The organism is uncultured Brachyspira sp. (assembly GCF_944390595.1).
Classification (GTDB): Bacteria; Spirochaetota; Brachyspiria; order Brachyspirales; family Brachyspiraceae; genus Brachyspira.
This window is the reverse complement of the sequence record NZ_CALXRN010000076.1, coordinates 1-12,841: the sequence shown is the minus strand read 5'-3', so window position 1 is coordinate 12,841 and position 12,841 is coordinate 1. Positions and strand designations below refer to the sequence as shown.

General features: G+C 25.5%; 14 protein-coding genes and 2 tRNA genes. 3 read left to right on the top strand and 13 right to left on the bottom strand.

All coding sequences use genetic code 11. From position 1 onward, the window contains the following. Window positions 1-310: 310 nt before the first annotated feature. From rpsU to Q0J90_RS04090, 5 genes are all read right to left on the bottom strand, one after another. Window positions 311-520 carry a 30S ribosomal protein S21 gene (gene rpsU, locus Q0J90_RS04110; protein ID WP_297206813.1) on the bottom strand — a complete coding sequence of 70 codons (210 nt, stop codon included), beginning with the start codon at window positions 518-520 and terminating at the stop codon, window positions 311-313. Between the two features lie 29 nt (window positions 521-549). Then, window positions 550-623 (bottom strand) — tRNA-Met (locus Q0J90_RS04105). A gap of 31 nt (window positions 624-654) precedes the next feature. Further along, window positions 655-727 (bottom strand) — tRNA-Met (locus tag Q0J90_RS04100). A 51-nt stretch (window positions 728-778) separates the two neighbouring features. Further along, the gene (locus Q0J90_RS04095) at window positions 779-1,714 is read right to left on the bottom strand and encodes a hypothetical protein (protein WP_297276701.1); all 936 of its coding nucleotides are present in this window, start codon (window positions 1,712-1,714) and stop codon (window positions 779-781) included. 44 nt (window positions 1,715-1,758) lie between these two features. Continuing rightward, the gene (locus Q0J90_RS04090) at window positions 1,759-2,649 is read right to left on the bottom strand and encodes a hypothetical protein (protein WP_297276700.1); all 891 of its coding nucleotides are present in this window, start codon (window positions 2,647-2,649) and stop codon (window positions 1,759-1,761) included. A gap of 149 nt (window positions 2,650-2,798) precedes the next feature. Here Q0J90_RS04090 and Q0J90_RS04085 point away from each other — a divergent pair, with 149 nt between their 5' ends. Further along, window positions 2,799-4,031 carry a peptidase U32 family protein gene (locus tag Q0J90_RS04085; RefSeq protein WP_297276699.1) on the top strand — a complete coding sequence of 411 codons (1,233 nt, stop codon included), beginning with the start codon at window positions 2,799-2,801 and terminating at the stop codon, window positions 4,029-4,031. 1 nt (window position 4,032) lies between these two features. Then, window positions 4,033-4,449: a Holliday junction resolvase RuvX gene (gene ruvX / locus Q0J90_RS04080; RefSeq protein ID WP_297276698.1), complete on the top strand. Its 417-nt coding sequence runs from the start codon at window positions 4,033-4,035 to the stop codon at window positions 4,447-4,449. Between the two features lie 80 nt (window positions 4,450-4,529). Here ruvX and Q0J90_RS04075 read toward each other — a convergent pair whose 3' ends face one another. The 3 genes from Q0J90_RS04075 to Q0J90_RS04065 all read right to left on the bottom strand — a co-directional run bounded on the left by Q0J90_RS04075 (window position 4,530) and on the right by Q0J90_RS04065 (window position 6,519). After that, complete coding sequence (locus Q0J90_RS04075) at window positions 4,530-5,528, bottom strand: hypothetical protein (RefSeq protein WP_297276697.1); 999 nt, start codon at window positions 5,526-5,528, stop codon at window positions 4,530-4,532. 2 nt (window positions 5,529-5,530) lie between these two features. Then, a complete protein-coding gene (locus Q0J90_RS04070) occupies window positions 5,531-6,166 on the bottom strand; it encodes a hypothetical protein (RefSeq protein ID WP_297276696.1) in 636 nt (211 codons plus the stop codon). 62 nt (window positions 6,167-6,228) lie between these two features. Next, window positions 6,229-6,519 carry a hypothetical protein gene (locus Q0J90_RS04065; RefSeq protein WP_297276695.1) on the bottom strand — a complete coding sequence of 97 codons (291 nt, stop codon included), beginning with the start codon at window positions 6,517-6,519 and terminating at the stop codon, window positions 6,229-6,231. 286 nt (window positions 6,520-6,805) lie between these two features. On the opposite strand from Q0J90_RS04065, the gene Q0J90_RS04060 reads away from it, so the two are divergent. Further along, window positions 6,806-7,720 carry a DUF4340 domain-containing protein gene (locus Q0J90_RS04060; protein ID WP_297276694.1) on the top strand — a complete coding sequence of 305 codons (915 nt, stop codon included), beginning with the start codon at window positions 6,806-6,808 and terminating at the stop codon, window positions 7,718-7,720. Between the two features lie 39 nt (window positions 7,721-7,759). On the opposite strand, the gene Q0J90_RS04055 is transcribed toward Q0J90_RS04060, so the two are convergent. The 5 genes from Q0J90_RS04055 to Q0J90_RS04035 all read right to left on the bottom strand — a co-directional run. Beyond that, window positions 7,760-8,947: an FkbM family methyltransferase gene (locus Q0J90_RS04055; RefSeq protein WP_297276693.1), complete on the bottom strand. Its 1,188-nt coding sequence runs from the start codon at window positions 8,945-8,947 to the stop codon at window positions 7,760-7,762. A 28-nt stretch (window positions 8,948-8,975) separates the two neighbouring features. Beyond that, entirely contained in the window at window positions 8,976-10,199 is a 1,224-nt protein-coding gene (locus tag Q0J90_RS04050; protein ID WP_297276692.1) for an FkbM family methyltransferase, read from the bottom strand. 69 nt (window positions 10,200-10,268) lie between these two features. After that, on the bottom strand, window positions 10,269-11,408 hold the full coding sequence (locus Q0J90_RS04045) for an FkbM family methyltransferase (protein WP_297276691.1): 1,140 nt from the start codon (window positions 11,406-11,408) through the stop codon (window positions 10,269-10,271). 2 nt (window positions 11,409-11,410) lie between these two features. Further along, window positions 11,411-12,400: a radical SAM protein gene (locus tag Q0J90_RS04040; RefSeq protein WP_297276690.1), complete on the bottom strand. Its 990-nt coding sequence runs from the start codon at window positions 12,398-12,400 to the stop codon at window positions 11,411-11,413. Further along, window positions 12,400-12,841, bottom strand: a 442-nt coding sequence (locus tag Q0J90_RS04035) for an SPASM domain-containing protein (RefSeq protein ID WP_297276689.1), incomplete at its 5' end; no start/stop codon positions are given. The genes Q0J90_RS04035 and Q0J90_RS04040, both read right to left, overlap by 1 nt.

Here is a 12,841-nt window from a genome sequence, read left to right as displayed (position 1 = left end):
TTGTCTATAACAACGTTACGTCCACGAGGTCCTAAAGTTACCTTTACGGCATTAGCTAAAGCATCAACCCCACGCATAAGGGCACGTCTAGCTTCTTCATCAAATAATAGCTGTTTTGCTGCCATATTTTTTCTCTCCTTAAATATTATAAATAAAAATTATTAACATATTAAACTTTTAAAATTATTTCATTTTAAAATTGTATCAATTATACACTAAATACAAATATTTTCAAGTATGCAATACTCAAATTAAAAAAGCATTGATATAATGAAATATCAATGCTTTTATATAAAAAGATAGATGAAAATTAAAGCAAACCAAGTCTGCGTTCTTTTTTAATTTTTCTTTTCATTCTTTTAAGAGCTTTTTCTCTTTGAAGTTTCTTTTCAAGAGAAGGTTTTTTGTAGAATTGTTTTTCTTTTAAGTCCTGTAAAATACCTTCATTTTCACAAGCTCTGCGGAATCTTTTAATAACGCTTTCTATTTGTTCACCTTCATTAGCGAAAACACGTACCAATTAACTCACCTGCCTTTTTATAAAAATATTAGCGGCGAAGGGACTTGAACCCCTGACACTGCGGATATGAGCCGCATGCTCTAACCACCTGAGCCACGCCGCCAAAAAATAATAAACCTTATTTTTTCGGCTATTAGCGGGGGCAGGACTTGAACCTACGGCCTTTGGGTTATGAGCCCAACGAGCTACCAACTGCTCCACCCCGCGATATAAATGTTTAATCTATTCTACATGTTTTAAAAAAAATGTCAAGTATTTTTATACAAACTTACTTAAAAACTCATCCGGTTTGATATTCTCTCCGGATTCAAATAAACTTATTATATACTTATTTACAAATATTTTCTCTTTTTTAATCTTTGTTTCTATGAATAATCCTTCCTCTCTTAACTTTGATAATAATCTTGCCGCCTTATCCCTCTTCCAATCAAACATATTCATTAAATCAACTATTCTTATATAAGGTGTTATAAAAATAATAGAAAACACATTAGAATCTGTTAATTTCTTAAAATTCTTATTTAGAAGTAATCTGTTTTTTAATATTGATAAATTCTTATGTACAAAACTAATAGTATCTACAGCATACAAGCATATACCGCGTAAAAATTTCAAATATCTTATTATAGATTCTTCATCAGATGAATCATCCATAGTAGACTTAAAAAATTGATACGGATATAATATTGGGGTATCTAATAATTTTAATTTATAAGAATATATATTAAATATAACTCTGCATATTATAAAGCTATTTTGGCAATCCTTCACATATTCATAAGATATTTTTTGATATACTAATAATTTAAATATTGGATCTAAATCCAAATTATCTATATAATTAATATCCTCATCATAACTTTTATCAATAGTTATATCGCTTCCCTCTAATAAACTAACTATCTTTGAAAATATTACTGAATTATATTCTGAATCTAAAAATTCTTTCAATATAGCAAATTCTTTATGTTTAGAATGATACTCTTCCAAAATATTATATGATATCATACCAATATCTTTATATTCATAATGATTTGCCGGATTAAGTATCAATGATAATATACTTAAAAGATATTCTGAATTTTTTAATGATAAACAAGACATTCTAAAATTATAATATGCATGCCAAGTTTTAGCTAATTCCTTCAGCACATTTATATTATCAAACAATTTTATATCAAATCTATTGAACATATACGTATATTAACACAAAAACGCTTATATATCAATATGAAATTTTATATAGTATTAAGTTTCTTTATAGCTTCTTCTATAGCTTCCATTTTAGCATCATATTTATTAATATTTTCTATCCTATTTATGCCGTCGCAAGCCTGCCACAATGAAACTAAAGAAACATAATCTTCCGCTTTATCTTTTGGGTCATAAGTATCAAATTTATATGTAATACCTGATAATACGCATTCAACATCACTTATAATAGCTTCATATATATTTTCTGCTTTTTCAAAATCTTCTATCTCTTCAAAACATAATCCTGTCTTTATCATGTCAGGACCAACTAACCCTTTGTAATTAGCCATAACATTACATGTAATATAACTTTTATAATACATAACTTCTGCCCTAGATCTAGCATCTCCTGCAATTTCTGAAAAATCAGACAATACATCTAATATGCTTCTATATATTGATGCAGTTATAACTATACTTACCCTATTAATATAACTAGTATCAAGAAAATTACTTACCAAATTATGAGAAATTTTTGAAATAGCCTCATACACACTTTTTACCAATAAATTAAGTTCTTCCTTATAACCTCCGAAATAAAAAGCATAAATAAACCTTACAAAATCACCATAAAGCAGAGCATTATTAGCAGTTAAATCAAAATTAATACTTTCAATACCTGATATATTTTTATTATCTATTAATTCTTTTATAACCCTCAAAACACTTCCATCATCTTCATAATTTAACTTTGAATTTTCAGAGGTAAATAATTCTATAGCATGCAGTTTTTTCTTAGATGTAAACTCTCTTATATAAGATTCTAATGTAGATCTAACTAAAAAAGTGTTGCCGGCTGATAATGGCTTTAATATATTTGAATATTCACCATTAAACAACTCATCCCTTAAATGTTTTATCTCTTTAGCATCCATAAATAACCCCCCCATTGTAAATTTCATTTAAATATATTATACAATATATTTAAAAATAATAGTATATGTAATAATTTTAAATTGATATATACTTTTTATAAATTTTAATATAGAATGATTGAAATAAAAACTAATAGGATATATTAAAAATGGAACTTTTAGCACCTGCTGGAAATAAAGAAAAATTAGAAGTAGCATATCATTACGGAGCTGATGCCGCCTATATAGGAGGAGCATTATTTAATTTAAGGCATCAAAGTAAAAATACAACTATAGAAGAACTTGCCGAATGTGCTGAACTTGCTAAAAAGCTGAACAAAAAAATGTATTTAACTTTAAATGCTTTCTTACATGAATATGATAAAAATAATTTAAAAGCATATCTAAAAGAAATACAGAATTTAAATATAGATGCATTCATAGTATCCGATTTAGGAGTACTTGGAATAGTGAAAGAAACAATACCTGAAGCAACCATTCATATAAGCACACAGGCTTCTGTTACAAATAGTTATTCATGTAAAATGTATGAAAGTTTAGGAGCAAGCAGAATAATATTAGCCAGAGAACTTTCTTTAGATGAGATAAAAGAGATTAGAGCAAATACAGATTTAGAATTAGAAAGTTTTGTACATGGTGCTGTATGTATGTCATATTCGGGAAGATGTTTATTATCAAATTTCTTAAACAATAGAGATGCTAACGGCGGAGAATGCTCTCAGGTTTGCAGATGGAATTTCAAAACATATATAGAAGAGAAAACAAGACCTGGAGAATTTATGGAAATAGAAGAAGGAGATGATCATTCTACTATATTGAGCAGCAGAGATTTGCAAATGGCTGAATACTTGCACCTACTTCAAAAAGCAGGAATTGACTCCATAAAAATAGAAGGAAGAATGAAAAGTGTTTATTATGTGGCAAATACCGTTAGAGTTTATAGAGTATTATTAGACTTACTTGATAGAATTGGTTATGAATCATATCCGGAAGCAATAAAGAAAGAACCTATAGCAAGTTACTTGAAAGAGCTTGAAACAATAAGCAGAAGAGAAAGCGATACAGGATTCTATTTTGGAAGAGATAATATAAAGCCAACGCTTAAAGGTTATTTAAAAGGCAGAAGACTTATGGGTATGATTGCTGATGACAGCGAAGAATATGCCAAAATTACCGTATACAACACTATAAAAAACGGTGATAATTTAGTATACATAGGAAAAGATTTCATTAACCATAATGATAACAGATTTAAACTTTTTATAAAAACAGAAGAAAATGAATTTATAGAAGTTGATAATATTAGAAACATAGATAATGCTTATATAAAATCCGGCACTCATGATTTCAAAAAATACGATATAATAACAATAGAAGAATAATATGGGAACTGTACTTGGTGTAGATTTTGGAAGAAAAAGAACAGGAACTGCTTTTATGGATATGGAAATAAAAATTCCATTTCCATGCAGACTTATAGAAGAAAGCAATGCTAGAAAAGTTAAGCGTGCTTTAATGGATATAATTGAAGAAAAAAAAATTGATACTGTTGTTTTTGGTCTTCCTTTATCTGATGAAGGCAAAGAAAGCGAATGGTGCTCTGAGATAAGGCGTTTTTCTGAATTTCTTTTGAAAAGTGTAAAAGTTAATATTATATTCGTTGATGAGTATGGAACTTCTAAGGAAGCAGACTTTATACTTAGAGGTAAAAAGAAAAATGTGAAAAAAAAAGCTAATGATTTAATAGCAGCTGTTTTAATATTGGAAAACTATTTAAATACATTAAACAAAACACTATAATAAAAAACTAAATCAATTATTATAGTGTTTTATTTTTTAATTAAGTATTGATATTATTTATATATTTTCAAACAATCAGATTAAAAGAAAAGAGATACTTCCAAACCTAATTTATTTTCCATTTTTTTATATGAATATAATTGTCTTGAACGCATATATTCATATTTTACACCTATTACAAATCTATAAATTTCTATACCTATACCAATTGAAATTGAAGGAAACCATTTATCATAACTGCTTATTATATTATATCCATCAGTACTATTTTTTCTTTCTACGGTATTAATTCTGTCATAGTTTGCACCTAAATAAATACCTGTTATTAAACTTATTTCTCCCCATAATGGATATCTAAAATCTGTACCGTAATACATTCCAAATAAATTTATAAAATTAGATTCATCAAATCCGGTAATAGCAAATGATAATCCGCCATAAAATGTAAAATAACCATATTTATAATGAAGAGAAAAATGCATTAGCTCTATACTGGAATCTCTAAACTCCTCAATATTTCTATCATAAAGTTCATTATCTCCAAGTATATCGCCTCCTATATGGGTGCATATATGACGTACTGGTGTAAATCTAAATCTCAAAACTTCATTGTATATATAATCAAAGTACATTTCTACTTGCATATAGGTACCATAAAACAAACTCTCTCCATAAAGTATTTTATAGTCAGGATTATAAACTGACAAAAAGAACTGTGTTAAAAAACCAACTCCTATTTTGAATCTGTGCTTATCTTTATAATCCAATACTATAGGATTTATTTCGGTAGCTAAAGTAGGCTGATGAAAAAATGACATTTTATCAAAACGGTAATTTCCTCTATTGTACATCTCATCTACATTAAATATATCACCTATCCAATATTTACAGTTATAAACTTCCGGATCAAGCCATCCGTACAAATATTTATCAGTATCGTAAACTCTTAAAGGATTAAAGCTCCATTTAGATTTTACTTCCTGTGAATGCAAATCCATTCTATCTTTAAATGAATTAGTTTGAGAATATAATTCACTTGCAAATATTAATATTAATAATATTATAAATTTATATTTCATAATTAAAATCTAACTGAATTTAAAGAATTTCCTATTCTAATAACTGAATCCTGTAAATAGGATACTGGAAAAGTATAATTCAATATAAAATAATAATCATTCTTAGATTCAAAAATTGTATATAATAAAAATGTATTATTATCCATATTGATTTTAAATTGAATATTCTTTCTGCCGTTTATTATATAATATTCTTCTGTAAAGTTATTACCATTTTTCATGGCTCTAATAAAACTAATGAAATTATCCAATGAAGAATCATCTTTTTTCATATAAGCAGCCAAACATGTTATTTTGATTTTTTCATCTATAAACATACTGTCTGTATAAAAATAATCTTTGCCGTATCCTGTTTGAGATATTATATCTTCTTTCTCTTTATCTGATAATCTTATACAATTTATAGGAGGTGAAAATCTAACTCCAACATTTGTAACAGAATATTCATTGGTATTTTTTATTGAATTATTATCTTCCTCCAATTCAAGATTTTTAAAAGTTATATCCTTATTTGAAAAGATATCTTTAGAATCATAAGAAGATAAACTATTATCCGTAACACCATCTTTTTTATCATGGCAGCTTATTGTAAATAATATAAAAAATAAAGAAGTTAAAATTAATAAATATTTATTCATATACATCCGTTTATTTTAGGGCTATTAAATTATAATAGCCCTCATGAAATTATGATTGATTTTTACTTTGTAACTGTTACAGTTCTGCTTGTGAAAGATACTATTCCAGTTAAAAGATTTAAGAAAAAGTCGCCAGCATTTGATCTAGTATATATCTCATAGTTTTGAGCATTTCCTGCTAATTGATGTGTATCAACAAAACCAACTGGAACTAATCCCCATAATGCATACCACTGTTTTCTTGATACTGATACTCCTGTTTGAGGACCATTTCCAACTACATGCTTATGCTGTGCTATACATGATGTAGCAAACAAAGCAACTATAAATACTAAAACAAGCATTTTTTTCATTTGCTCTCTCCTTTTTATTAATAGCTTAATTTTATATTCAGAGCCAAAAAATGTTAAACAGATAAAGAGAATCAAAAAACAATGCACTATATATATGAATATGGTGATATACACAGTAAATTATAGATTTTTTATATTATAAAGAATTTTTACAGTTAAAAATGACATGTTATTTTTTAATAATTTGAATTTACTATTATTAATAAATACTGTTTTTATAATTAAAATACTTTACAATTATATCATTTTTAGTATAATGTAGCATTAAAAAAAGGAAAATATTTAAATGATAAATAAAAAATATACAATTTTAATATCTATAATAATAATTTTAACTGTAATATTAATAACGACTATATTCTTAAAAAATAAAGGATATTCATTACCTAATTTAAAAGCAATAAACTCAAATATAACAGAGATTACAATAAACAGAGCAAATAAAGAAAATATATCAATAAAATTAACAGATGATAAATGGACTGTAAATGAAAAATATAATGCGGATAATTCTATAATAGAATCTATTACTAATATCTTAAATACTATACAGCCTGTAGAAATAGTTTCAAGAGGGGACGCTGAAGCCTTACAGAAATATAAATTATCTGATGATGAAATATTAACTGTTACAGCATTGGACAGCTCTTCAAAAGAGGTTAGAAACATAAAGTTTGGAATGAAATCTACTATTGGAAACACTGTTTACGGACAAATAGGAAATGATAAAAACATATATTTACTTGGAAATACATCTTCAAATCCTAAAGATGCATTCGATAAAACTGAAAGCGATTTTATAAATAAAACAATATCTTCTGTACGTCAAGATAATATACAAAAAATAACTATTGAATATAATAATAATTCATACACTTTAGAAAAATCAAAGGATGATGAAAACAGTTGGGTTAAAGCATGGAATAATAATACAATTTCTTTAAATGATGCTTATTCAAGTGTATTCCTAATATCTAATTTAAAAGCTGACGGTTTAATAGATGATAATAATGCATCTAAAAATCAGCCTATATACAAAATAACTATACAAACAACTGAAGGTACCGCTTTGTCATATAGTATTCTAAACAAAATGGATAATGGAAACTATGAAATTACATTAGAAAATGACAGCAATAGATACTATTTATCTGAGGATTCTTTTAATAGTTTTGCTGAAGCTATTAACAAGATTTTATAATTCTTTCTTATTAGTAAATATTGATTTATATAAAATAACCTATGCGGCAATTTGATCTTGCAGCATAGGTTGTAATTTTTTTATTATTCTTATATTATTTGAATATATGTATTCTTTACATATTAATATTGGTCTGGTCTGGTCTGGTCTGGTCTGGTCTGTCCAACAATAAAGTACTGTTTCATCAAAACCAATAGAATGATGTCTTAATGATAAATTGTATTCAGGTACTAGTTCTTTTATAAACTGAGGTATTGTTAATAGATCATCTGGTTTATGATATACAGATATAGCCATTTTTGGCTTATATTTTTTTATACTATTTATAGCCCCTTTTAACATATTTAATTCTTCGCCCTCTATATCAGCTTTTATAAATGTTACTGGTATATCATTGAAATAATTATCTATAGAATAACTTTTAATAGTACTATCTCCAATTTTACTCAAACGATTTGATGACATAACACCTTCTCCATTGATATAAAATTCTGATTCTTCATTAGATATCCCTGCATTAACTAATATAATATTATCATTATTAATAGCCCACTCTTTTTTTAATCTATCTACTCTTATATTCAAAGATCTAAATTGATCAATACCTATTTCAAAAGCATATATTTTTTTAAATATTCCATTCATATTATATATAAATCTTTCTATTGTATCTCCGACAAAAGCACCTAAATCAATATATACTTCATTCACATTAATAGCATTAAACTTAGGTATGGCAAAATATTGATTATTTTCGTATATAGTTTCACATAAATATTTATTACCATATAATTTAGAATAAATTAATGTATCTAAAACTTCCCTAGATCTGTCATCATACATATTATCTCTCAAATACAAAAAATCTTTAAATCTATTAATTATGAACCATTTATCAAAAGATATTATATATTTATATAATTCTTTATTTTCTAATATTATTTCATCTATAGCATGATGTGCTGTTATTAGTACTATTTTAGACTTTTTTGCCAAATCAGAATATTTAGAAACTATATTAATGCCATTTATCTTCTGTCCATGTCTACTAATATTATTATCTATGAAACAATTAATTTTATAATTATTATTTAATAAATATTCGCAAGCAAACTCCCCATATTGACCTGCTCCAAATAATGATAAACCTTCCTCTTCTATTATTTTATCTATTTCTTCAATTTCTTTTAAATTTTCTTTATATATATTATTTATATTAAATATCATACTTATTCCTTTAATTAAAAATTACAGTCTATGCAGTAACATTATTGAGCATAGGTTGTAATTTCTTGTATTTTGTATTATTATAAATTAATATGTACTCTTTACATATTATTCTGGTCTGGTCTGGTCTGGTCTGGTCTGGTCTGGTCTGGTCTGGTCTGGTCTGGTCTGTCCAGCAATATAAAACCATATCTCCAAAGTATGTAGTATGGCTTCTTATACTAAATTCATATTCTGGTACTATAGATTTTATTAAATTTATAATTTTAAAAAGATCATCAGGTTTATGATAAGCAGATATAGCCATTTTAGGTTTACATCTTTTAATAGTATTTATTGCACCTTTTAGCATATCGATTTCAGATCCTTCAACATCAGCCGCTAAAAATGTAATATTTTTATTTTTTAAAAAATCATCTATTGAATATAATTGTACTTCATCATCTTTTACACCTTCTTCAGAAATATAATTTAATGCAACATTATTGGTATGTTTATTAAAATATCCTTTTTTATTTTTATTCGATAATCCTGCTTTAATAAGATCTATTCTATCATTATCTATGCTCCATTCCATTTTTACTCTTTCTATCCTTTTTTTCATAGCATTATATTGCTTATCTCCTGGTTCAAATGCATATATATGTTCTATCATAGCTAAGTGATGTTCTATAAATCTTTCTACTGTATCACCAGTACAAGCTCCTGCATTAAGAAATACTTCTGATAAAGAAGAAAATTTAAATTGTGGTATAGCAAAATACTGATTATCATCATATGTAAAACAATTATATCTTGAATCACCAGTTAAGTAATAATATACTAAAATAGTCAATACTTCTTTGGAACGTTTATCTTTACATATATCTATTATTTCTAAATATTTATCAAAATTTTTTAATGTAAACCATTTATTAAAGTGAATTAATTTTGATTCATATATTTTTAATGATTCTATTTGTTCTTTAGATGATAAAAAAACTGGCGTAACTATAACTATTTTAGAATCTTTTAATTTATTATCATTTTGTTGCAAAATTTCGATGTTATTTTTTAATTTGTTTCCATATTTATTTTTATCATTATCTATAATATATTTAATATTATAGCCATTATCAATCATGTAATTTAGACATTGTATTCCGTAAAAACCTGCTCCAAATAAAATTAAACCATTTTTATTTATGTTAGCTTCAATATATTTGAATTCTTCAATATTATTTTTGTAAATTTCAAATAAATCAATATTCATATAAACTCCTTTTATATTTTAATTAAAATAAATGTATTAATAATTTCTTTTAATTTAGTATATAATGTATTATTTATCATGTTTTAAAAATGTATAAATTTGTTTATAATTACTTATAGCATAAAATATAGCTGTATTTCCAACATAATCATGCAAATTAAAATACAGTTTATAATCAGGTAAACTATATAAAAACTTAGCTATTTTATATAAGCCGTCTTTATTATGATCAGCAAAAACCATTATTAGAGGTCTGTATTTTTTAATAGTTTTTACAGCACCTAATAATGCATTTAATTCATTACCTTCTATATGTAATTTGATTATTGTTGGATTAATATTTAAACTATCTATACTTATAGATTCTTTTATATTATCACTTTCTTCAAATATTTTAGAAGCCATGCCGCCGCCTATATCTTCTTTAAAATTAACTAAGCCGTTTTTATCGTTTATAACTTTATCACTCAATAAAATACGTTCATCATTACCAAAATGATCTTTTAAATATTTATAAGCTTTGCTGTTAGGTTCAAATGCGTATATTTTATTAAACTTATTATTTGTTTTCTCTATAAATTTATTAATAGTTTGTCCTAAATCAGCTCCGCAGTCTAGTAAAATTTCATTATCAGTTAATTGATTTTCAATACATGGAGATAAAAAATATTTTCTTCTAGATAATACAGGAAAATCTTTATTAATGACTTCTTTCACTTTTAATTTTTCCCATAAAAATTGTATATAATGATTTAATGATAATTCATCATGAGATAATGCTTCGCAAACTTTCTCTATTTCTTTTTGTTCATATTTCGATATTTTATCTAAAAACCATCCGTTAGATAATAACTTCGGACATTTAATATATGCATAATTATAAAAATGCATAATATTTTTGCATCCTAATTCTTTTAAATAATTTTCTATTTCATTTCTGGATATAGTTGATATACAATTTAGAAACAGATCATTGTTTTTATCATTTTCTTTAATTTCATTTGGTGTGATTATATTTATATTTTCAATACAGCCTTTTTTAGATTTATCTATAATATATTTAGGCTTAACATTAATTTCTTTTAAAATATTAATAGCCATTTCCCCTAAAGAACCGGCACCATATAACACTATATCTTTTATTTCCAGTAAAGAGGAAAAATCTTTAGTTTCATCATTGAAAATGCTCTCTAGTTTATCTAAAAACATAATTACTCATATTTTTTTAATAATTCTTCTCTATAATTATCTATATAATCATATTTGTTATATTGGAATTCAGGATAATTACATTTTTTACATCCACCTATTAAATTTCTATTTCCTTTCAACATTCTTATTCTTAAATCTCTTAATTTATTGTCATTCCAAATATCATATATATTTTTAGAATTTATATTACCTATTGTTGGGCTATCTAAATTGAGAGAACAGCAAGGAGCAACTCTTCCATCAGCTAATATCTGCATACTATAAAATGGCTGAGGACAAACTAAACAATTTGTTTTATTTTCTATATATACACCTTTAGAATAATCACTTATTATATCAGTATAGTTGACTATATTTTGTAATGGAGAAATTTTTTGTATGATTAAATAATCTGCTTTATCTTCAAATAGTTCAAAAAATTTTTTTTGTTTATCTTCTGTATCTATAGCTATATCTGCTATTTTCAGTGCTATTTTAGTATTTCCTCTATTTTTATATAAATATTCTATATTATCAACAAATTCTTTAAAATTAATTTTGTACCCGCATATTTTATAATAATCTTCTTCTGTTATACCTTGCAATGAAATTCTTATTTCATCTATGTATGTATTTAATATGTTATCTATATTATTCTCATTTAGCAAAGAACCATTAGTTAAAACTGTAGTATTCTCTACATGATCAGTATTTTTTATTAAAGATATCATTTTAAATATATCTTTATTTATCAAAGGTTCTCCAAGTCCAGAAAAAATAAAATTCTTTATTTTACTTGGAAACTTACATAAAGAATTAGAAATATTTTTAAATACATCTAATTGCATTATATAAGGCTCTATTTTTAAAGATGAATAAGCACAATAATTACATCTAAAATTACAAGCTTTTATAGTTTCTATTTGTATAGAATATGGGGTATTTAATGGTAATACATCTTTTAAATAATTCCTATTATTTCTTTCTATCCAGTTAGTTTTTATTGCCATTATTTTACCTTATACAATAACTCATCAGCATAGTCATCAATATTATCAGGCATACCATGAGTAAGTTGTCCGCAGTCCTTACATATTGGATGAGTTTTACGTTCTTTTCTTAAAAACAGCTTTCTCAAATCATTCATATCTTTACTATTCCAAATATCTTTAACTGTTTCTTTATTAGCATCACCTATTATTAACTTCCTTTCCCAGTCCAAATAACAAGCACTAGCTAGACCTGTGGAATTAATAGACATAGAATAAAATACATACGGACAAACAATAACTTCTTTTATCTCTTGCCCAAATAAACCTCTATTCATATTTACATTTATTCCATCAAGTTCAAATTCCGGCCAGCAAGACATTACACTTTCGATATTTACGCCGTCTGCTATTTCTCCAAAGATCTTGTAAAAATCCTGCTTTTGTTCTTCTGTAAGAATG

Excerpts from the sequence above, each read along its gene's own strand:
- Q0J90_RS04085 (WP_297276699.1), top strand. The coding sequence starts at position 2,799 with ATGGAACTTTTAGCACCTGCTGGAAATAAAGAAAAATTAGAAGTAGCA.
- Q0J90_RS04065 (WP_297276695.1), bottom strand. The coding sequence starts at position 6,519 with ATGAAAAAAATGCTTGTTTTAGTATTTATAGTTGCTTTGTTTGCTACA.
- Q0J90_RS04075 (WP_297276697.1), bottom strand. The coding sequence starts at position 5,528 with ATGAAATATAAATTTATAATATTATTAATATTAATATTTGCAAGTGAA.
- Q0J90_RS04090 (WP_297276700.1), bottom strand. The coding sequence starts at position 2,649 with ATGGATGCTAAAGAGATAAAACATTTAAGGGATGAGTTGTTTAATGGT.
- Q0J90_RS04060 (WP_297276694.1), top strand. The coding sequence starts at position 6,806 with ATGATAAATAAAAAATATACAATTTTAATATCTATAATAATAATTTTA.
- ruvX (WP_297276698.1), top strand. The coding sequence starts at position 4,033 with ATGGGAACTGTACTTGGTGTAGATTTTGGAAGAAAAAGAACAGGAACT.
- Q0J90_RS04040 (WP_297276690.1), bottom strand. The coding sequence starts at position 12,400 with ATGGCAATAAAAACTAACTGGATAGAAAGAAATAATAGGAATTATTTA.
- Q0J90_RS04045 (WP_297276691.1), bottom strand. The coding sequence starts at position 11,408 with ATGTTTTTAGATAAACTAGAGAGCATTTTCAATGATGAAACTAAAGAT.
- Q0J90_RS04070 (WP_297276696.1), bottom strand. The coding sequence starts at position 6,166 with ATGAATAAATATTTATTAATTTTAACTTCTTTATTTTTTATATTATTT.
- Q0J90_RS04095 (WP_297276701.1), bottom strand. The coding sequence starts at position 1,714 with ATGTTCAATAGATTTGATATAAAATTGTTTGATAATATAAATGTGCTG.
- Q0J90_RS04050 (WP_297276692.1), bottom strand. The coding sequence starts at position 10,199 with ATGAATATTGATTTATTTGAAATTTACAAAAATAATATTGAAGAATTC.
- Q0J90_RS04055 (WP_297276693.1), bottom strand. The coding sequence starts at position 8,947 with ATGATATTTAATATAAATAATATATATAAAGAAAATTTAAAAGAAATT.